The sequence below is a fragment of the Segetibacter sp. 3557_3 genome, assembly GCF_004354985.1.
Classification (GTDB): domain Bacteria; phylum Bacteroidota; class Bacteroidia; order Chitinophagales; family Chitinophagaceae; genus Segetibacter.
In genome coordinates, this window is record NZ_SMSK01000012.1 from 96,388 (window position 1) to 119,082 (window position 22,695).

Consider the following 22,695-nt stretch of genomic DNA (forward strand, 5'->3'; position numbering starts at 1 on the left):
AATCATGCTTTTACCACGACTAATAACCGGAACGATGGATGCATTAAAGTATGTTGCAGGGAGTGTTATCTTTTTACTATTCATCCACGGTGCAAGTGCGCAGCAAACTGCGGTAACGATACGGGTAGACGCGGCTAAAACGGTCGGGGATATGAAGCCGTTTTGGGCTTTTTTCGGCTACGATGAACCCAACTATACTACACGGGAAAACGGTAAGAAACTGTTGACCGAACTACAACAATTGAGCCCGGTCCCAGTATACGTTAGACCACACAACCTGCTGACCTCGAAGGGCAATAGTCCGGGTCCGGATCTCAAGTGGGGCTTTACAAACGCTTATCAAGAAGATGCAGCCGGTAAGCCAATCTATAACTGGACAGTCGTTGACAGCATCATTGATACCTATGTTCAAAGGGGGATGAAGCCCCTGATGGAAATCGGGTTTATGCCAAAAGACCTTTCCTCAAAGCCTGAACCATACGAGCATACCTGGAGCAAGAATGGCAAGATCTGGACGGGCTGGACGTACCCTCCAAAAGACTATGATAAATGGAGAGAACTGGTTTATCAATGGGCTAAACACTCGGTAGAACGTTACGGGAAACAAGAGGTTAACTCGTGGTTATGGGAATTATGGAATGAACCTGATATCGGGTATTGGTCGGGTACTTTTGAAGAGTTTTGCAAACTATACGACTACACCGTCGACGGGTTAAAGAAAGCCTGTCCCGAATGTACCATTGGAGGGCCGCATACTACAAATCCCGGGGGAGACAAAGCTTATGACTTTCTAACCAAGTTTATTGAGCACTGCCTGCAGGGTCAGAACTACGCAACAGGAAAGAAGGGAACACCACTACAATACATCGGCTTTCATGCAAAAGGAGCACCCGAACTTGTGAATGGAAATATTCGCATGAATATGGGCACGCAGTTGAAGAGTATTGAACGTGCTTTTGAGACCATCAGCAAGCATCCCCGATTTAAGAACATTCCAATAATAATTGGTGAAAACGATCCTGAAGGTTGTGCCGCATGCTCCGAAAAGCGGGAGCCTAGATACGGTTATCGAAACGGAACCATGTACCCGGCTTATACCGCATCGTCGTATGCAAGAATTTACGAATTGATGGACCGGTACAAAGTAAACCTGAGGGGTGCTGTAACATGGGCGTTTGAATTCGAGGACCAGGAGTGGTTTGCAGGTTTTCGTGATTTGGCTACCAACGGCGTTGATAAACCGGTGATGAACGTTTTTCGCATGTTGGGTATGATGAGTGGAAAAAGGATTCCAGTTCAATCTGGCGAAGGCTTCAGTGCAGCAGATATTATAGCTAACGGTGTACGGGGCAAAAACGATATTCATGCATTTGCAAGCAGGGATGGCAATTCAGTTGCCATTATGGTTTGGAATTATCATGATGACAACGTGGAAGGCCCGGCCGCCCCTGTCCAGTTATCTGTTAGCAACCTCGGCAAAAACAAGGTATTGGTTCATCATTACCGGGTAGACGATAAATTCAGCAATTCATTTAGTAAGTGGAAGGCAATTGGTAGCCCACAGCAAGTGAATGCTGAACAATTCAGAGAACTGGAACGTGCTGGGCAATTACAATTATTTACATCGCCGGAATGGAAGGAATCAAAAGAGGGTAACACTCAGTTGCGATTTGAATTGCCAAGGCAAGGTGTATCGTTTATCCGCTTGAGCTGGTAGTAGTAGGTGGGCGTAAACACGCAACGCTTAGTTAAGAAAACCTGGAGTGAATACTACCTATCGTACACGAGTCAACCAACTGGTTTATCAACACACCAGTATCATATAAGAAAGCTGTGATGATCATGTTCAAAAAAGGGATGCTCCGTTTATTGTTGATTGCAGTCGTTATTTGTTTTGTAGCGCCCGCATATAGTCAACCGCCGAGAGGACCACTGGTTAAATCGCCCCAAGTACTTGCCGATAAGAAAGTGACTTTTCGCTACCTCGCACCCTCGGCAAAAGAGGTAAGGCTTGCAGGCGGCCAGTTTGGTGCTGCTAATGTTCCAATGAAAAAAGATAGTGCCGGCATCTGGAGTATAACCGTTGGCCCCGTTATACCAGACATCTACCCATATAGTTTTACAGTAGATGGAATTACGGTGATGGATCCTGCAAACGTTGAATTTTTCCCTAATGAAAGGTTTAAAGCCAGCCTGGTTGACGTGCCTGGTTTTACGCCACTTATACATTCCATGCGTGATGTGCCGCATGGGTCGGTAAATTATGAATACTATCCTTCAGCAGGGGGTACAACCGGCTCCCTCGTGGTTTACACTCCACCGGGGTATGATAAAGGGGCCGCTCAGAAGTATCCTGTCTTTTATTTAATCAGCGGTACTACCGATACAGAAGAAACCTTTTTCAAAGTAGGCCGCACAAATCTGATCCTGGATAACCTTATCGCAGAAGGCAAGGCAAAACCAATGATCGTTGTTATGCCGTATGGGAATGTAGAAGCGAGGATAGCGGCACAAAAAGGTGGAAGCAAGCCGGCAGACCCAACCGGGAGAGAAAGCGCCGACGCCATGAGCAGGATGAAGAACTTTGCGGACGATATGACAAAAAACATCATTCCCTATATCGACAGAAACTACCGGACAATTGCTGATAAAAACAATCGTGCGATAGGAGGCTTCTCCCGTGGAGGTGGGCAAACACTGCGAACTGCTTTTTGGAACATGGATAAGTTTTCCTGGATTTGCTGCTATAGTGCTTATTTGCCACCGGCAGAAATGGAGAGCAATTACCAGGCGCTGGTATCTCAGGCCGACGCTACAAATAAGCAATTGAAATTGTTATGGGTGAGCGTGGGTACAGAGGACTTTCTGTACAATGACGTGGCTACATTCCTGAATTATTTAAAATCAAAAAATATCAATTTTCAGAGTCATATAACCGGGGGTGGCCATACCTGGATGAACGTGAAAACGTACCTGGCAGAAACCGCACAATTGCTTTTTAAATAATTGAAAGATCAACAAATGAAATCTTCATTTTCCATAGCTGTTATGTTGGTGTTTACTGCTGTTGCCGGTTTCTCACAAAGAGCTCCTGCTATAAGCTCACCCGAAGTACATGCCGATGATAAAGTAACCTTTAAGTATTATTCGCGTAATGCTCAAAAGGTAATGCTGAGCGGAGAATTCCTGACGGCCAATCAGGCGATGACAAAAGACACCTCCGGTATATGGAGCGTTACGGTAGGACCAATTAAGCCGGATATATATCCGTATAGCTTTTTAGTCGACAGCGTAAACCTTGCGGACCCAAACAATACCCAAATATTTGCCAACGAAAGGTTTAAGCGCAGTATTGTGGAGGTGCCCGGCAACACACCGTTAGTACATTCCCTGCAGAATGTTCCCCATGGTAAAATCAGTTATCGTTATTATAAGTCGGGTACACTAAAAACCACCCGCCAGCTATTGGTGTATACCCCGCCCGGCTACAACCCAAATGGCAAAACAAAGTACCCGGTACTCTACCTTATTCATGGTGGTTCCGATACGGAAGAAACCTGGACGAAAGTTGGTCGTGCGAACCTGATAGCAGACAACCTGATAGCACAGGGGAAAGCAAAACCAATGATCATTGTAATGCCCTATGGTAATGTAAGGCCTGCACCAATGGACGATTTTACAAAGGACGTCACCAATGATATCATCCCGTTTATTGAAGCCAATTACCCGGTTGCAGCAGAGAGCAGGAGCCGTGCAGTTGCAGGTTTCTCCGTTGGAGGTGGACAAACACTTAACATTGGCCTGACCAACACCGACAAGTTTGCATATATCTCGTCTTATGCTCCTTTTACAGCAACGGAAGAATTTAGAAGAAATTTTGCCAGTTGGTCACCGGATGCCAATAAAATAAACAGCCAGCTAAAACTTTTTACCATCAGTGTTGGTACCGAAGATTTCTTATACGAGCCCGTGAAGCAAAACATTGCCATGTTCAAAGAAAAGGGGATAAATGTAAAAAGCTATATCGTTCCCGGTGGTCATACCTGGATGAATTGCAAACAATACCTCGCTACTACACTACAGGAAATTTTTAAATAAGAACCAATGTCGGTACTTAAGCGCTTTTTGTGGTGACCAGCTTCAGTAATTCTATTTGCCATCGTTGAGCGTGCCCCCAATTCATTGGCGGGTCACTCACTTGTACTGAATAAATTTATTCACCCGGTTTCCGGCAATAGGCTTGAGTAAACGACATTGAAACAAGCGTTCAACTTTTTAACTTAAAAGATAATTACAATGAGTATCAAATCTGTCGCCCTCTTTTGCGTAGCCGCTTTATCCGGCGGTATCAGTTTCGCGCAAAATAGTCCCACCTCAATCGCCGAGGACTTCAAGCCATCAAGTTTTAATCAGCCCTTTCAGGACTATCCACAGGTAAACTCGCAAGGGTATGCACGGTTTCGGATACACGCTCCGCAAGCAGATAGCGTGAGAGTAACCCTTGGCCTGGGTGGACAAGGTGGAACAAGACTGACAAAAGGAGGGGATGGGTATTTTACAGGTGTAACCGCTGGGCCAATGGATGAGGGTTTTCACTACTACCATCTCATTGTTGACGGTGGCGTTTTTAATGATCCCGGCACAGGAAATTTCTACGGCTCACAACGTTGGGAAAGCGGCATCGAAATACCAGCTAAAGACCAGGATTTCTACGCGCTTAAAGATGTTCCGCACGGCCATGTTCATCAGGTTCTTTTCCCTTCAAAAAGCACGAAAACCTCACGTGTTGCCAATGTGTACACACCTCCCGGATACGAGAAAGGCAACACCAAATATCCTGTATTATACCTGCAACATGGTTGGGGTGAAAATGAGACCTCATGGGCTATTCAAGGCAAGACTAACCTGATTATGGACAACATGATTGCAGAAGGCAGAATAAAGCCATTTATCGTTGTTATGACCTATGGTATGACCAATACAGGTGGTAGACCAGGGGGTGCACCTCGCCCTGCAGCTCCTGCTGCTGGCGCTCCTGCTGCTGCTCCTGCGGGTGGTGCTCCTGCCGGCGGTGCAACTCCTCCGGCTGCCGGTGGCGCTGGTGCTGCTCCTGCTGCTCGTCCGGCTGGCGGCGGTATGGGTTCAGCTGGCGTTGTGCCTAGTGGTGTAACTGCAGGCGAACCTACTGGTGTTGGCGCTTTTCAGACTGTCTTACTTGATGAGTTGATACCTTATGTTGATTCACATTTCCGCACTATAGCTTCCAGGGATGGACGTGCAATGGCAGGACTGTCAATGGGCGGGTTTGAAACACACACGATAACATTAGCCAGACCAGAAGTTTTTGCTTACTGGGGACTAATGAGTGGTGGTAACTATACGCCAGCACAGTTAGAAGGTAAAATGAAACCAAAGCTTATGTTTATTACCTACGGTAGTAAGGAGACGCGCGGGGCTGAAGCTCTTCCAAAAGTTGAAGCAGATTTAAAAGCAGCTGGCTTTAATGTTGGTACTTATGTTTCGCAGGGAACTGCCCACGAATTTCAAACATGGCGCCGCAGCCTCCGTGAAATGGCTCCATTGCTGTTTAAGAAATAAAATAAGAGGGGGGCAGCATAACTGTCCCCTTTTCCAATAGTTCGTGGCCTTAATGTTGATGTTCAAAAGCAGGTGAAATACAAACAGCGTAACTCCTGCAACGGGGTTTAAGAACTTTCAAACCCTGTGTTCCTGCGATTACTTATTTGTCCATCTGGCAGGCACTTGCAACGGGTTAAAAAAGTAACAACTTCGAACGGTGCAAAGGCCTGAAAGTAGATCGCCTGTTAGAACATTAACTCAGGTAAACGATCCTTGCAAGGACCTCATCGTACCCATCAAATAAATGATTATGCATAAGAAAATGGTTAGGTTTTCTTTTTTAGTTGTAGCGGCATTTGTGACCTCCATTACTTATTCCCAGTCGAATTTCAGCAGTAAGCTGATCGGAGTAGGCGTTGTGGTATCTGACCTTGAGCGCTCCCTTGATTTCTATGTAAATGGGATTGGAATGGTTAAAGCATATACTTTCACCATCAATGAAGAATTCTCAAAGCGTTCCGGTCTTTCAAACGGGGTTCCTACTGCTGTAACGGTTTTAAAACTTGAAAATAGTCCGGAAGCGAATGAATGGAAGCTTATGAGTTTTGGCAAAAAGGCCAGTCATCCTAAACAGAAATTCATACAAGATGATGTAGGCATGCAGTACATTACCATTAATGTAAAATCTTTAAAGCCGGTGATTGAAAGGCTGAAGCAAAAAAACGTTCCCCTGCTTGGCAATACACCGATACCTCTAAATGCAAAGTCACATTTCGCCTTCGTGCAGGATCCTGATGGAAACTTCATTGAGTTAATCGGGCCGCTTGAATAGCAATCTTTTTCGAAGCGAAATCAATATCGCAACTTGTTTATTCTTACAAGCACCGCAGATGGTTCAGGCATAATATCAACGAACTAAACGGTTAGGAATTATGTTATCAGGAACATTACTTACACCACATTCTTGCCTTTAGCACTTGTGATCATGAAGCGACTACTAAATATTTGTTCTTTCTTTCTACTGGTGGCCGTATTCATTTTTATCTCATGCCAAAAAGAACTTGAATGTTATGATTGTGAAACCAACAAACCACCCATTGCAAATGCCGGTATAGATCAACAAATAGTTTTGCCAAAGGACAGTGTTGTCCTCGACGGTAGTACTTCTGCCGATACTGATGGTAAGATTACCAATTGGCTTTGGAAAAAAGTTGCCGGACCAACAGCTTCGATTACAAATCCAACTTCAGTTTCAACAGCAGCGAAAAGCCTGGTTGCAGGTGTATACCTCTTCGAGTTAAAAGTAACAGACGATAAAGGTGCAGCCACAACTGATACACTGCAGGTAACTGTTCAAACAAGGCTTGACAGTGCATTGGTAAACCGGGCACCAGTTGCTTGTGCCGGCGCTGACCAGGGCATTACCCTACCCACAAGTTCAGTAACACTCGATGCATCATGCTCCACCGATCCGGATATGGATATTAAAGCCTATACCTGGATAAAACTTACTGGTCCTGCAGGCCCGAATATCGCTAATGCAAACACGGCTACTACGCTGGTGTCTGGCCTGGTGCAGGGTGTTTATGAATTTCAGGTGAAGGTTACGGATGCAGGCGGCCTGTTTTCCACCGACACCATGAAAGTATTGGTGAGTGCAACAAACGTGGTCATGAATTGTGGTGATAGTAATCGACTCGTTGTCAATGCCCGGCTTGTGCCATTTGGAAAACTATCCGCGCCGGCGAGCGGCCTGGCGGTAGCAGCAGCAGGCAATAAAGTGGTGTTCGCTGGAGCATCTCTGTCAGGCAATCCTGCGGGGTATGGCTCTTCCAGGGTCGACATATTTGATGTTGTAACACAATCCTGGACAACTGCAACTCTTAGTGCGCGCCGGGCCGCTGTTTCAACGGTTACCGCCGGCAATAAAATATTCTTTGCCGGGGGAAGATTGGGCGACGGCGGAAATGATCAGCACTTTACCACAGTCGACATCTATGACGTGGTAACCAATAACTGGTCGGTTGCGCATTTGAGCCAGGCACGCGCCTATATTGCCAGTGCGACCGTAGGCAATAAGGTATTATTTGCCGGAGGCGAGCGGGAATGGCCCTATCCAGTGAGCGACCGGGTAGACGTATACGATCTTAATACCGGATCCTGGTCGATAACTAACCTAAGTGTTCCCCGAAATGGTATTACTGCTGTTACTGCTAACAACAGCGTTTATTTTGCCGGGGGCAGCAATCAACTTGGCGGCTCCAGTAATGTTGAAAGCATCATCGACATTTACGACAACGCTGCAAACACCTGGTCCACAACTACACTAACTGAACCCAAAACCTTTTTTGCGGGTATCAATGTGCGCAACAAAATCTACTGGGCCGGTGGTTATACCAGTTCTGATGCACCATCCTGTAAAGTAGAAATCAAAGACCCTGCTAGCCAAAACAGCACGGTTGGCTTTTTATCTCAACCGTTTACCTACGTTGTTGCAGAAGGGCAAAATGCCGTAACAAAAAATGATAAGATCATCTGGTTCGCTTCACTGGACCCACTTTCCGGCAACGCTACCGATAAGGTAAATATTTACGACGTTAATTCAACCACCTGGTCAATAGGGGTACTGCCGTTCAGGATAAGCGGTGCCTCAGTAATTTCAGTTAACAACACCATCTACGTGGCTGGCGGCTCCGTAAACGGTAAGCTTAGCGACCAGGTATGGCTGCTTGAATTTTGACAAGGCAACTTCTGTTTCTTCCCACTTACTACCTGATCTCAACCTGATCTATAATTATTAAAGACGTACTTATCATGATAAACACTCTAACAGGTGTGAATTTTACCGGCTTTACCACAAGCGCTGAAAGCAAAAAAACTTTCCAGGCGTTTTCACCTGCATCAAATAATTTTTTGGAAGACAAATTCAGTTATGCAACTGAGTCCGAGCTGAAGTATGTACTTGAACTGGCAGACCGGGCCTTTCCTGTATACCGCGATTTACCTGCCCTGAGAAGAGCAGAATTCCTGGATGCCATTGCAGATGAAATTATGGCATTGGGTGATGCGTTGATCCAGCGATGTTCAACAGAGACTGCACTTCCCGCTGCGCGGATTACCGGGGAAAGGGGTAGAACCTGTAACCAGTTAAAGATGTTTGCGCAGTTGTTAAGAGATGGCTGGTGGGTAGATGCACGTATCGATACTGCACAACCGGATAGGCAGCCGCTGCCTAAACCTGATGTAAGAAGGATGCACATTCCAATAGGCCCGGTGGCCGTATTTGGCGCCAGCAATTTTCCCTTGGCTTTTTCCACCGCCGGCGGTGATACGGCCTCAGCTTTGGCAGCAGGGTGCCCGGTTGTAGTAAAGGCACATTCTTCACACCCGGGAACAAACGAATTGGTTTCGTCTGCTATCATAAAGGCGGCAAAAACTACGGGTATGCCCGAGGGGGTTTTTTCTTCTGTTTATCTTTCTCATGATGATGTGGTTACATTGGTACAACACAGGGCCATCAAAGCTGTAGGCTTTACCGGCTCAAGGGACGTTGGCATGCTCTTATTTAAAGCCGCCAACGGGCGATTAGATCCGATACCGGTTTATGCCGAGATGAGTGCGGTAAACCCGGTTATCTTAATGGAAGGGGCGCTGCAAACCAAGGGCGAAAAAATTGCCAAAGACCTGGCAGGCTCTATCACGATGGGGGTTGGCCAGTTTTGTACGAACCCTGGTCTGGTACTTGCCATTGAGAGCGACACTACCAAAAAGTTTTTGGAGCTGCTTGCCGGAGAGATTACATCAACTTTACCCGCTTCAATGCTAAACAGGAACATTGCTAAAGCATATAATGAAGGGGTTAAAAAACGACAAGATAAAGCGGATGTATTAGCAACAGCAGCACGGGAGCCAAACAAAGATAAATACGAAGCTGGGGCGGTTGTACATACCATTGATGCGGAAGGATTTTCGGCAGCAAGAGAATTGTCGGAAGAGATTTTTGGGCCAGCTTCTTTAGTTGTGATGTGTAAAGATGAAACAGCGTTAATATCGGTGCTGCAATCATTGGAAGGGCAGCTAACAGCCACCATTCATGCTACTGAAGCTGATGAGCAATCACTGGCACCAATGATCAGCATTATTACACACAAAGCAGGCAGGGTGATCTATGGTGGTTACCCAACCGGGGTAGAAGTTTGTCATTCCATGCAACATGGTGGACCATTTCCTTCAACTACCGACGGCCGGTCTACATCGGTGGGTACTGCGGCAATCTATCGGTTTGTTCGCCCTGTAGCTTACCAGGACTTTCCTAATCACCTGCTTCCTGAAGCACTCAGAAACGATAATCCCTCAAACATTCTGCGCCTGGTAAACAATGAATGGACCAACAAGCCCATTGCAGGCCAATAGGCAATGCCGGGGTTCAAAACAAACACCGGATTGGTGTGCCGTTGAAGGCTGCCTGGCTTGATAAGCTAACGTGTTTGTTACCCGGATCCGTCCGGTACCAGGGACGGCTTCGATCCACAATGGTTTACACCTGAACTGAGCCCGTCCGAATGGCCTGCCGGGCGGACGTAGCAACGATGATCCCATAGAAAACCAATGCCGGTACCAAAAAAAGTCTCCATAAGTTTCGTGTTTCAGTTAAAAGAAGGAATGTTTGTTCAAGCCCCCTTTTGTGCCAACTGTAAACGCTACTCCATTGCTTGTTATAAAGAATACGTGCTCATGAAAATTACTGTTTTAAAAACCCTTGCCTTCCTTGCGTGTTTAATTGCTTCGTTAGCCACCTTTTCGCAAACAACTACTAAGGCTAAGCAAACCACCTTGTGCAACCCCGTAAACCTGAGTTACAGGTTTATGCTTGATACGCCTTCAAGGCGCGAGGCTGCTGACCCAACGATGATTGTTTATAAAGGTGAATACTACTTGTTTGCTTCAAAGTCGGGTGGCTATTTCCATTCAACAGATATGGTCAGGTGGGACCTGATTACTACAAACGATCTACCCTTGGAAGATTATGCACCTACGGCTGTGGTAATGAATGATACGTTATACTTTATGGCGTCTGCCGCTGCCCCGGTAAAGATTTTCAAAACCGCCGATCCTAAATCCGGCAAATGGCAGATCGCTAATTCGTCGTTCCCGATAGGCATGATCGATCCGGATTTATTTGTTGATGACGATGGTCGTTTGTTTTTCTACTATGGTTGCTCTAACATCAATCCAATTTATGCCGTTGAATTAGATAATAAAACGCTTAACCCGATCGGCAGCCCTGTAGCGTTATTTAACAGCAAAAAGAATATTTATGGCTGGGAACGCAAGGGCGACTATAACGAGGGAAGCGATAATCCCTGGATCGAAGGTGCTTGGATGACCAAACGGAACGGTAAGTATTACCTGCAATATGCCGCACCAGGAACCGAACACAAAAGTTATAACGATGGTTTGTATGTTTCGGATAAGCCGCTTGGGCCTTTTACTTTAGCCAGTCATAATCCCATTTCGTACAGGCCTGAAGGATTTGCCGCAAGTGCAGGACATAGCAGTACTTTCCAGGACAAGTATGGTAATTACTGGCATGTATCAACCATGACGATTTCACAAAAGCATATGTTTGAACGCCGCCTTGGATTTTTTCCGGCTTTCTTCGACAAAGACGGGGTCATGTTTGTGTACACCGGTTTTGGTGACTTCCCTTATAAGCTGCCAACTAAAAAAATAAACGGACCCGAGGAGTTATTTCCAGGTTGGATGTTGCTTTCGCACAATAAACCGGTTGAAGTATCCTCCGAATTAGCCAATCATCCCAGGGCTAATGCCACCGATGAAGAAATACGTACTTACTGGAGTGCTAAAACCGGCGATAAGGGTGAGTGGATAAGTATGGATTTACAAAAGAATTGTACTGTTAACGCCATTCAAATTAACTACGCTGAAAATAATATGCAGTTGTTTGGACGTAACCCGAATATTTACTATCAATACCTGTTGGAGTATTCAGATGATAATAAAACCTGGAAAACACTAGCCGATAAAAGGCAGAACACCATAGATGCGCCACACGACTACATCGAACTGACAACTCCGGTAAAGGCGCGCTATATACGACTAACCAATCATCGCATGCCCGATGGAACTTTTGCGCTTGCAGGTTTACGGGTGTTTGGTAAGGCTGGGGGAAAGCTGCCGGATAGCGTAGAAGATTTTAAAATGGTGCGCCCGGATGATCGTGCAATTGTACAATTGAACTGGAAAAAATCTCTCGCCGCTGTTGGATATAATATCCGTTATGGAACTGCAAAAGACAAATTGTATCATACTTACCAGGTGCTGGCAGCAGACGCAGTTACCATCAGAAGCCTGAACAGTTTGCAAAAATATTATTTCACTATCGACGCGTTTAATGAGAGTGGTGTTACAAAAGGAAAACAGGTAATTGAACTAAAATAGTTTGCCATCAACATTGCTTGTATGACTCAACAATCTTTCCTCCCACTCCTGCTCATTGTGTCGTGTTTGTTTTTGAGCAACAAGGGAAATACACAAGTGCCTGTAGGTGCTAAACCTGCCCCGACAAATATTCGTTCCAATGATTGTCCTTGTATATTCGATGACAACCGTGTTTTGTTCAGGGTAGCTGCACCCCACGCGATGAAAGTTCAGATAGCGCTGGATAAGGTGTATAATATGCTAAAGGATGACAAGGGTATTTGGACCGTAACTACGGATCCCCAGGTGCCGGGATTTCATTATTACTCATTAGTGATTGACAGTGTTAGGGTTGCTGACCCGGCAAGCGAATCCTTTTACGGAACTGGCCGGATGTCGAGCGCCATTGATGTTCCTGAAGCAGGTGCGGATTTTTATGAGATTAAGAATGTGCCTCATGGGGATATCAGATGGAAAAATTATTTTTCTAAAACAATGGGAACCTGGAGGAACGTAAATATCTATACACCTCCCGGTTATGATCAGGACAGCCGGAAAAGCTACCCCGTTCTGTATATACAACATGGGGGAGGCGAAGATGAACGGGGTTGGACCGTACAGGGAAAAACCAATAATATTCTTGACAATCTGATTGCCGCTGGAAAAGCGGTTTCAATGCTGGTGGTTATAGCTAATGGGAATGTTACAAAGCCGGGAGTAGCCGGCGGGTACAATGATGAGGCAATGGCTCTTTTTAAAGAAGAACTGGTTGGAAGCGTCATACCATTTATTGAAAGCAACTTTAGGGTAAAACCCGGAGTTGCCAACAGGGCTATTTCCGGATTGTCAATGGGAGGGGGACAGGCTTTTTATACGGGGCTGCGCAACACGGATATTTTTTCTCATGTAGGCGTCTTCAGCACAGGTGTTTTTGGCGGGATAAACCGGCAACAATCAGGTGCTGCATTTGATCCGGAGGTAGCGATCCCCGGAATACTCACCAACCCGCAATCCTTCAATAGTAAGCTAAAGTTGTTTTACATCTCCGTGGGAGAGCAGGACCCCAGAATAGAGGCTACAAAAAAGCTGATTGACACTTTCAAAAGCAAGAATTTAAAGGTTGAGTTTGCTTCATTTCCGGGAGGTCATGAGTGGCAGGTATGGAGAAAATCTCTTCATGATTTTGCACAAAGACTTTTCAAATAAATTTATGTTGCAGTGCATGCATGGCCCAACATAGCGGAACAGCAGAACCCTAATCTGCCACCAGTTTCTGCGTCTGCAACAATCCAGCTGTCGAATGTTCCATATGCCTTTTTGTATGCTTAGCTGACCAGTACTATTATGATCGTTTACCGTTGCACTAACAAGTATGATGCGCGGCGATGTACATGGAAAGTGGTACGCCCAGGCGTGATGAGGCCGTGAAAACCACTGGAGACCCTGATCAATTTAGACAGCTTTTAAGTTCGTTACTGACCAGGTGCAATCATAATTATAACTGATGAAAATTATGAGAATTTACGTTTATTCGATTGCTGCCTCGATGTTCTGCATGAGCACTAGTATCAGCAACGCTCAGGATATGCCGCCGACTTCATCAATGGTTTATCCCGGCATCAACGGCAAACTCGTATACAGGGCCGATACACTTGGTAATACCATTCCCGACTTTTCAAATGCGGGATATAAAGCTGGCGGGGTTAGTATTCCATATGTGCCCGTTAAAGCAACGGTTTGGCCCGGGTCTGGAGATAACTCAGCCAAAATCCAGGCGGCCATAGATAGTGTGTCGGCACTGGTGCCTGATCCAACGGGGTTCCGTGGTGCGGTACTGTTGAAAATGGGCAGGTACGAATTGGAGAAACCTATCAACATCAAGGCATCGGGTGTAGTGCTGCGCGGAGAAGGCAGTAGTGACATCGGTACCGTGTTGTTTGGTAAGACACCGAAGCAAACAAGTGGTCAAGGCGCAGGTCGCGGCGGAAGACCGGCGCTGGTAAACATTATGGGTGACAATGGTGTAAAGCCTGCTGAGGAAACAAAGCAGGCCATTACAGATAAATATGTGCCGGTGGGTGCAAGAAGCTTTACCGTAACTTCTGCAAAAGCATTTAAGGTGGGCGATAAAGTATTGGTCAGGCGTATTGGCAACGAGGATTGGATAAAGGCACTTGGCGAAGACACTGCAACCGTTGGTCGAAACAGGTGGCGGGCTTTTAACATCACCTTCGACAGGGTTATAACCGATATCAAAGCAAATACAATTACCGTAGATGGTCCAATCTTCACTGCTATAGAATCGCAATGGGGTGGGGGTGAACTGGTAAAGTACAACGACGACAGGATTGAACAGGTTGGTGTAGAAAACCTCCGTGGCATATCGGAATATGATCCTGGGGTTCGGGCAAAAAATTACGGCAATATGGACCGGGATAAGCTCGATGCTAAATACCGGTATGAAGGTGATGAATATTATGCGGATGAAAATCACTACTTCAACTTCATCAATATCTCCAATGCAAAAAATGCATGGGTTCGCAATATGACCGCACTACATTTTGGCAGCAGTGTGGTACAGGTAAACCCGGGCGCTAAATGGGTAACGGTGCAGGACTGCGAATCGTGGGAGCCCGTTTCCATGCGAATGGGAGCAAGGCGTTTTACCTACCAGATGAATGGCCAGTTCTGTTTGGTGCAGCGGTGTTTTTCGCAAAAGGGCCGGCACTCATTTGTATTGCAGGGTTCTGAGGCAAGCGGTAATGTTTTCCTGGATTGCAAAGCGGTAAACCCTTATTCAACAAGTGAACCGCATAATCACTGGTCGAGCGGGGTACTTTACGATAATGTAAAAGCACCGTTGACCGCCAGGTATTGGGATTACATTATTGGCTGGGCCGGTGCAAACATTGTGTTTTGGAACTGCGAAGGTGACTTTCTGATACAAAAGCCACCAACTGCGCAAAACTATTCTTTCGGGCATATTGGTGTTAACGCAGTTGTTTTTAATGCGGGTCTGCAGGACCTTACCAAACCAAACGGGCATGTTGAATCAATGGATAAACATGTTACACCTCGAAGTTTGTACCTGACCCAACTCAAAGAACGGCTGGGCAGCGAGGCAGTAAACAATATTAAAAAGCAAACCTCGGAACAGGAATAATTGGCAGCTATCAAAATATTTTTTTGGTACCGGCATAGGTTTTTTATAGCATCATCGTTGCCCGTCCGAATGGCTCAGCCGGGCGGGCGTCGCAATCCTTTCATCTGCATCGCTTTGTACGGCTCAGGTTTCTTCAGGCAAGTCGTTTAACTTATTCAGACTGGTTGCAACCATAAACAACGTGAGTGTTCTTATTCTCACATAGGCACATAGATACTCCCTTTGCACCTAAAAATGTTTCTCTTTTCTGTTTTAGTTCGTAGCAGCAAGCGCTAAGGGTTTTTCACACCCGCAAAGTCAGGCACCTTATCTTTAACAGGGTAAGGAGTTCTTTAATGTAAAACATCTTTTGGCGCAACAAGCAATGCTTTACTCACCACGTACTTACAATTTCAAATTAGTATGAACGATAACATCCACTTAGATGTTTACAATGCAATACAAGCATCTGTAAATGCTTATATTTTTTCAGACAGTGAAAGCATAATCCTGGTCGATTGTTTACGTAACAGCCACGAAGCCCAGGCATTGGCGGAACGAATAAGGACGCAGGATAAGCCGCTTACCCATATCCTGATCACACATGGTCATCCTGATCACTACCTGGGGCTGAATGTATTACTACACGAATTTCCTGCAGCACGGATCGTTGTTTTAAAGCAGGAAATAAAAGACGACATCATCAACTTTTCTACCTGGATGGAAAGCGTTGGCTGGCTGGAAAACGAGCCTGCGATGAAGCCGAAAACTGCTGCTAATGAAACTGGCTTTGATTATGCCAGGCACATCGATGTTTTAATGGGAACGTCGCTCGTTTTAGCCGAAGGAGGAATTCTTGAGTTAAACAGTGATTACCCACCTTCGGAATGTGAACACCTGACAACCATTTATAGCAAAGATCTTAACGCATTTTTTCCGGGTGATTTTTGTTATAATGGTGTTCATATGTGGTTAGCCGTGGATAAGGCAAACATTGCGTACTGGAAAAAACAGCTATCGCAGTTCGAACAGGAACTTGCCACACAAAATCCAACCATATATCCTGGTCATGGTAAACCGGCCGATATATCTTTGTTTAACGAAGTAGCAAAATATATCGAAGATTTTGAAGAAACAATTGCTTCATCTGGTACAAGGGATGAGGCAATGGCACGTATGACAACTTTGTATCCCAACCATCAGCAAGCCGATTTCCTGCTTTTTAATTCCGTAAATGCCGTTATCCCCGCTTAATTGTAATTTCCTTTTTAAACCATTATTCTAAGTACCCATATGAAATTGAACGTTGCTATTTTATTTATCTTTTGTTTTAGTTGCCTTTTTTGTACAACCTCTTCAGCACAAACCATTTCCAAAGACGAATTAATTTTCCTGACTTCCGAATGGAAGGGCGAACGCTTTGCTGATGGCAGGCCCAAATTGCCGGATAACTTGCTTGAACGCGCCAAACGTATTATGATTGATGATGCCTGGACCGTGTTGAAAAATGAAGGCTATTTAAACCAATACGAGGGTGGCTGGAAAAGGGTGAACGATACCCTGATGACCGGTCGGGCGGTTACCGCTATGTATATGCCCAGCCGGCCGGATGTTGAAAAAAACATTAAAGCAAGGGGAGCCAGCCAGGGCAGAAAAGGCAATACCAATTCATGGCCGATTGACATGCTTACCAAAGGTGACTTGTATGTTGCAGATGCCTTTGGCAAAATCAGCGGCGGTGGAATTATGGGTGCAACCCTGGCAAATTCTACTTTTAGCAAATCGGGTAATGGAGTAGTGTTTGATGGTGCATCAAGGGACCTGCAGGAAATCAGGAACATTAAGGGGTTTAACGCTTATGTGCGCGACTTTCATCCTTCCTTCACCGAAGAAATGGTATTGATGGGACTCAATACACCCATTCGTATCGGCAGTGTTATGGTACTGCCCGGCGACCTGGTAATTGCAACGGTAGAAGGGGTGCTCTTTGTGCCGGCACATATGGCCGAGCAGGTGGTTAGCACATCGGAATTTGTCATCCGTAAAGACCAGTTTGGTTTTGAAATGGTTCGCACCGGTAAATACACCACTGGCGAGATCGACAGTCAGTGGAATGATCAATTAAAGACCGATTTTCTGAAATGGCTCGAAAAGCATCCCGAACTGGGTAAGATGACGCGTGCAGAAGTAGACAAGGTAATGAGCAAACGTACCTGGTAGAAAATTCACTTTCACGACTGCCGGAGAAGTGTCTCGAGCAAATTTGGAATGCGCTCATTTGTAAGATCTGGCTATAAATATGAAACAGGTATATGGGCTGGTAAATAGTTTCAAATGTGATTCGAAAAGCTGGATGAAACATTTGAATTGAATATAATAAATTGCTCAAATCTTGCTTAATAAATGCACAAAACAAATTATATTTGGATACAATAATCTACGGGTATCTACTTCACTATTTCAAGTATAAATTTTTTCTTCAGCCGTTAAATATAACAGGGAAGGGGTAAAGAACAGGTGATTTTTAAAGCCGCATGTATGGTACGGGTGCAAAGCTCTATTCTGTTGAATATTGCTTGTTGCGGCCGGCACTAAATACATATTGTGGTTGAATATAAATATTCAAGGTAAAATTCCAATGATTATGAAATTATGCTTGCTGCTATTAACTAAGTCTGCCGTAACCCGGGAGCGCCTGAATGTAAAAAGGATCATTCCTTTTCTGTTTATGCTCTTCTTTTCGAATGTGATTCTTGCACAAGGAACAGTGCAGGGAAAAGTTACGGCGGGTGATTCTGCACTCTCCAATGTAACCGTCCAGGTAAGGGGAACGGGTACTGCAACGCAGACAGACAACAACGGCCGTTTTGTAATTTCTGCTCCGCCTGATGCCATACTGGTTTTAAGTGCAGTAGGGTATACGACGCAGGAGGTTAGCGTAAATAATAGATCAACCGTTAACGTGAGTCTTATATCGAGTTCAGCCCAGCTTGAACAGGTGGTGGTTGTAGGATATGGAACACAAAGAAGAGCTACGATTACGGGCGCAGTTTCCAATGTGAGCGGTAAAACCGTATCCGAATTGCCAGTGCCCAACATTTCCCAGGCCTTGCAGGGCCGGGTAGCCGGGGTTAATGTAACCAACAATGGTGGTCCCGGTGCACAGCCGATTGTACGTATACGGGGTATCAGTTCGATCTCTTTTGCTTCGGATCCTTTGTATGTAGTGGATGGATTTCCAACAGGAGACCTGTCGACCATTGATACAAGAGACATCGAATCCGTTGACGTATTAAAAGATGCCTCCGCTGCGGCTATCTACGGATCAAGAGCTACAAGCGGGGTAATTATGATCACCACGAAAAAGGGACGAAGAGACGGAAAGTTGCATGTAAGCCTTGACTCATATTATGGTCTACAGGAAGTAACAAAAAGATTAGACCTGTTGGACAGGGAGGGTTTTAAACAATATGCACTTGCATACAGGGGCACCTTACCTGGACGACTTTTGCCTCCTGAAGCGGATAAGCCAATTTATGCAGGCGCCACACAAACCTATGGTCAAACCAATACCGACTGGCAGGATGCCTACTTCAGGAGCGGTTCCATAACACAGCATAATATAGGGCTGAGTGGCGGTAACGAAACTTCCCGTTTTTATGCTTCCGGCGGTTTTATGGATCAGCAAGGTACTTCACCAACCGTAGCTTATCGCCGTTATAATTTCCGCATCAATTCAGAACATAACATCAGTAGAACATTCACATTTGGTCAGAACCTTTATGCTGCATCAGCTGACCAGGCTTATGATAATAATGAAACCCAGGCGAGAAGCAACCTTGTAAATGTAATCCGGAACTTCCCGCATATGCCCGTGTATGATCCAACATCTAACGGAGGTTACAGAGGGGTAAACAGCGTCCTGGATGGTGGTGACCCCACAAACCCCATTGAAGATGCAGAGCTCAAAAATCCCGGTAACCGGACGACCGCGAAAATACTTGGAACGGCTTTCCTGGAAGTTAACCTGATCAGATCTTTGAAGTTCCGTTCAACATTCGGGATAGACTATGCGAATGGCCTAGATTATCGTTTCTCACCTATTTTCAATAATAATGGAACAGTAAACGGTTCAAACGCCAACGTCGCATCAATCACCAACAACAGAAGTGCTTCTACCGTACTCTTATTTACTGAGCAACTTACATTTGATAAAACTTTCCGCGATCACCATATAAATGTTATTGCAGTATACGAACAGCAGGGTCAAAAAATAAGAAATGAAAATGGGAGCGGGCAACAGCAATCCAATGAGCTGCGAACACTGAATAATGCCAGCAATGTGGCGGTTCAAACCCTGTTTGGTGAGAATATGCTGATGTCTGTTCTGGGCCGGGTGAATTATGATTTCAGGAGCAAATACCTTTTCAGTGCTGCCGTACGTCGTGATGGTCTTTCTATTTGGGCGCCTGGTAACAAATGGGCAACTTTTCCTTCAGCTTCCGTGGGTTGGAGAATCGACCAGGAAGATTTCATGATTGGGAATACAAAGATCTCTGAGCTTAAGCTAAGAGCAGGTTATGGTATTACCGGTTTAAACGGAACAGTGTTAGGTAATACGCCATGGTTGGTAACGGTTAACGCCAATAGTGCGCTTTATCCTTTTGGCAACACTCCTGCTTCCGGTCCCGCATCTTCTATTCAGCGGCTCGGAAACCGCGAATTGGAGTGGGAGAAAACAAAACAGTTAAACATAGGCCTCGACTTAGGACTTTTAAGGAACAAGATTACATTGTCGGCTGAGTATTTCAATCGTAAAACCGATAACCTGATCTTGAGTGTGCCACTTGCCAACTCTCTCGGTTTCATCACCAGCACCGTGACACAAAATGTAGGCGCAATGGAAAACAAGGGTGTTGAACTCCAGGTGGGCTATAACGACAGGGAGGGAAGTTTTAAATGGAATGCCAATGCTAACTTTAGTGCCATCAGAAATAAAGTTACCAGCTTAGCAGAGGGTGTTAACAATATCGAAAGAGGTAGTGATCAGGATTTTGGTAATGAAAACATTACAAGAACCCAGGTTGGGCAGGCTGTACAGTCTTTTTACGGATACGTTGTAGAAGGCATTTTCCAGGACTCTGCTGATTTGAAAGGTCATGCGAAACAAAGGGATGGTACGGGGCCTGGCGACCTTAAATTTAAGGACCTGGACAAGAATGGCGTAATCGATGTAAATGACAGGCAGTTCCTGGGAAGTTTCATTCCAAAATACACCTATGCTGTTAACTTGAGCGCAAACTACCGCAACTTTGATCTGTCACTTTTCTTCCAGGGGGTTCAGGGAAATAAGATCTTCAACGCTACCAGGGTAATTACCGAAGGGATGGTGCGTTTCTTCAATGCTGGTACGCAAGTGTTACGGGCGTGGACACCCACAAACAGGAATACCGATATTCCACGTGCAGCTTCCGGCGACCCTAACCAAAATTCAAGACCTTCTACCCGGTTCATTGAAGACGGGTCTTACCTGCGCCTGAAAAATATTATTCTGGCTTATAACGTCCCGGCATCGTCGTTGCAGTCGATAACCAGGGGTACGGTAAACAACCTTCGAATTTACGTTTCGGCCCAAAACCTGTTGACCTTTACCAATTATTCAGGTTATGATCCGGAAGTAGGTAACAGAACTCCCAATTCATCGCTGACAAACGGAATAGATTTCGCTGTATATCCCCAGCCTAAAGCTTACCAGGTAGGTATCCAGGTTGGTTTTTAAATCCTTTCACAGGTTATCTAAATAAAAGATTATGAAACTTAGTATTAATAAACTGGTGATTGCAGGATTTCTTGGTTTAACTCTTGTTAACGGTTGTTCCGATAAGCTCGATGTTCTGGACCGGAACAATCCAACTACTGAAAGTTATTTTAAAACTGCTGCAGAACTTCAAAATGGAACAAATGCCATTTATTCTTCTATGCGTGGCGATAACTTTATCGGCAGGCCATGGCACTATTTGCATGAGATGAGGGGTAGTGAAGCCGCAGCTGGTGGCCCTCAACTGGAAGCGCCAAATGCAGAATTGTTATTGCAAACAAACGGTGCCCCTTCCAACGGAACGGTAACGAGTATATGGAACGCGTCGTACCAAATGATCAACAGGGCAAATATGGTTCTTTCCAAGGCGCCAGGAGTTACAGACAATCCTACGCTTAGGGATATCCTGGTTGGAGAGGCGAAGTTCCTAAGAGCTTGGGCCTATTATGAACTGGTATCGCAATGGGGTGATGTTCCTTTGTATACAGAAGTAGTTAATGCAATTAGCGGGTATAAGGGCAAGTCGCCGGCTACAGAGATCTATACACAGATCACCAAGGACTTAACAGAGGCTGCCCAGGCCCTGCCTGAAACTCCGGCACAACAAGGCCGCGCAACAAGAGGAGCCGCTAATGCTTTGTTGGGAAGGGTGCTGATGCAAAAAGGAGACTATGCAGCGGCCAAAGATGCGCTGTTAAAGGTGTATGGCAAATATATCCTTGAGCCAGATTTCTTAAGTAATTTCAGCGGAGATGTCAGATCAGGTACCACCTTATTGGCAACCGGTACCGAATTCAACAGGGAGTCAATCTTTGAGGTGGCATTTTACGACAGGGGCGACAATGGCTTTAATTGGGGCGGCAACGGCGAAGGTGTTGCGGCCGCTGCTACTACAGCACGAAGCCAGGATTTTGGAATGGTGTGGGGCAATGTGATTCCTTCGAATCGTTTGTTAGATGAATTCGACAATACTGACCCTCGTTATAAGTATACCATTTATGAAGAGGGAGACAGGATATTGACTTTCAATGGCACCCAGCCTGGCAAAATCCTTACCGCAAATGACCTCAACGTTGAGCCCAGCACCCAACGTGGTGTAACCAGGAAACGCATATTTCGGAAATATTCTGTTAGTGATTGGGTTCAGGAGCCGATCCATATGTCTGGCATTAACCAGCGTTTGATCAGGTATGCTGATGTTTTATTAATGCTGGCGGAGTGTGAGGCTGAAACAGGCAATTTTGCCAACACTGCAAAATACATCAACGAAGTACGTGCCCGTCCAAGTGTTAACATGCCTCCCATCACGCTTGCATCCAAGAATGAATCAATAAGAGCAGTAATGCGCGAAAGAGCCCTCGAATTAGCTGGTGAAGGGTTGAACAACCTCGACATTCTCCGTTGGAGACGAAAAGGCTATTATCCTTCTATAATGCCCGATCCTAGGCCAAACCAGCAGGAATTCCTGCCCATTCCTGCAGCCGAAATTGCAGCAAACCCAATGATCCGCTAAACAATACCAAACTTGCTGGCAAAAGGGCATCGTGTAATCCATGCTGTTTAGTTAAACCTATTTTTTGGGCGCAAACAGAGGGATATTTATTCATCATTGTTACCCGCCCGGATGCGCCTCTGTGCACCGGGTGTCACTCACTTGTCCTTATGAGAATTCTATTGAGCCAAATTCCGTCGCGCCTGTAGTTACGACTGTAAT

14 protein-coding genes are annotated in these 22,695 nt (G+C 45.5%); all 14 read left to right on the top strand.

Going from position 1 to position 22,695, the window contains the following annotated elements:
* Positions 1 to 4: 4 nt before the first annotated feature.
* Positions 5 to 1,717: a GH39 family glycosyl hydrolase gene (locus EXU57_RS16875; protein ID WP_207955509.1), complete on the top strand. Its 1,713-nt coding sequence runs from the start codon at positions 5 to 7 to the stop codon at positions 1,715 to 1,717.
* A 119-nt stretch (positions 1,718 to 1,836) separates the two neighbouring features.
* Positions 1,837 to 3,006, top strand: coding sequence for an esterase (locus tag EXU57_RS16880; protein WP_207955510.1), 1,170 nt, complete (start codon positions 1,837 to 1,839; stop codon positions 3,004 to 3,006).
* 15 nt (positions 3,007 to 3,021) lie between these two features.
* Positions 3,022 to 4,098 (top strand): alpha/beta hydrolase-fold protein, encoded by a 1,077-nt coding sequence (locus EXU57_RS16885; protein WP_133269412.1) that lies wholly within the window; start codon positions 3,022 to 3,024, stop codon positions 4,096 to 4,098.
* 198 nt (positions 4,099 to 4,296) lie between these two features.
* Positions 4,297 to 5,598 (top strand): alpha/beta hydrolase-fold protein, encoded by a 1,302-nt coding sequence (locus EXU57_RS25675; protein ID WP_133269413.1) that lies wholly within the window; start codon positions 4,297 to 4,299, stop codon positions 5,596 to 5,598.
* A gap of 292 nt (positions 5,599 to 5,890) precedes the next feature.
* Positions 5,891 to 6,412, top strand: coding sequence for a VOC family protein (locus EXU57_RS16895; protein ID WP_207955511.1), 522 nt, complete (start codon positions 5,891 to 5,893; stop codon positions 6,410 to 6,412).
* 153 nt (positions 6,413 to 6,565) lie between these two features.
* Complete coding sequence (locus EXU57_RS16900; protein ID WP_133269414.1) at positions 6,566 to 8,320, top strand: Kelch repeat-containing protein; 1,755 nt, start codon at positions 6,566 to 6,568, stop codon at positions 8,318 to 8,320.
* Between the two features lie 74 nt (positions 8,321 to 8,394).
* Positions 8,395 to 9,993, top strand: a complete 1,599-nt coding sequence (locus tag EXU57_RS16905) for an aldehyde dehydrogenase (NADP(+)) (RefSeq protein WP_133269415.1) — start codon at positions 8,395 to 8,397, stop codon at positions 9,991 to 9,993.
* Between the two features lie 321 nt (positions 9,994 to 10,314).
* On the top strand, positions 10,315 to 12,042 hold the full coding sequence (locus EXU57_RS16910) for a family 43 glycosylhydrolase (protein ID WP_133269416.1): 1,728 nt from the start codon (positions 10,315 to 10,317) through the stop codon (positions 12,040 to 12,042).
* Positions 12,043 to 12,063: 21 nt separating this feature from the next.
* Positions 12,064 to 13,227: an alpha/beta hydrolase-fold protein gene (locus EXU57_RS16915; protein ID WP_133269417.1), complete on the top strand. Its 1,164-nt coding sequence runs from the start codon at positions 12,064 to 12,066 to the stop codon at positions 13,225 to 13,227.
* Positions 13,228 to 13,534: 307 nt separating this feature from the next.
* A complete protein-coding gene (locus EXU57_RS16920) occupies positions 13,535 to 15,184 on the top strand; it encodes a hypothetical protein (RefSeq protein ID WP_165958183.1) in 1,650 nt (549 codons plus the stop codon).
* Positions 15,185 to 15,586: 402 nt separating this feature from the next.
* Positions 15,587 to 16,417, top strand: coding sequence for an MBL fold metallo-hydrolase (locus tag EXU57_RS16925; RefSeq protein ID WP_133269419.1), 831 nt, complete (start codon positions 15,587 to 15,589; stop codon positions 16,415 to 16,417).
* 39 nt (positions 16,418 to 16,456) lie between these two features.
* On the top strand, positions 16,457 to 17,383 hold the full coding sequence (locus EXU57_RS16930; protein WP_133269420.1) for an RraA family protein: 927 nt from the start codon (positions 16,457 to 16,459) through the stop codon (positions 17,381 to 17,383).
* A 424-nt stretch (positions 17,384 to 17,807) separates the two neighbouring features.
* On the top strand, positions 17,808 to 20,942 hold the full coding sequence (locus EXU57_RS16935) for a SusC/RagA family TonB-linked outer membrane protein (RefSeq protein ID WP_207955512.1): 3,135 nt from the start codon (positions 17,808 to 17,810) through the stop codon (positions 20,940 to 20,942).
* A gap of 31 nt (positions 20,943 to 20,973) precedes the next feature.
* Positions 20,974 to 22,494: a RagB/SusD family nutrient uptake outer membrane protein gene (locus tag EXU57_RS16940; protein ID WP_133269421.1), complete on the top strand. Its 1,521-nt coding sequence runs from the start codon at positions 20,974 to 20,976 to the stop codon at positions 22,492 to 22,494.
* The last annotated feature ends 201 nt before the right edge of the window (positions 22,495 to 22,695 follow it).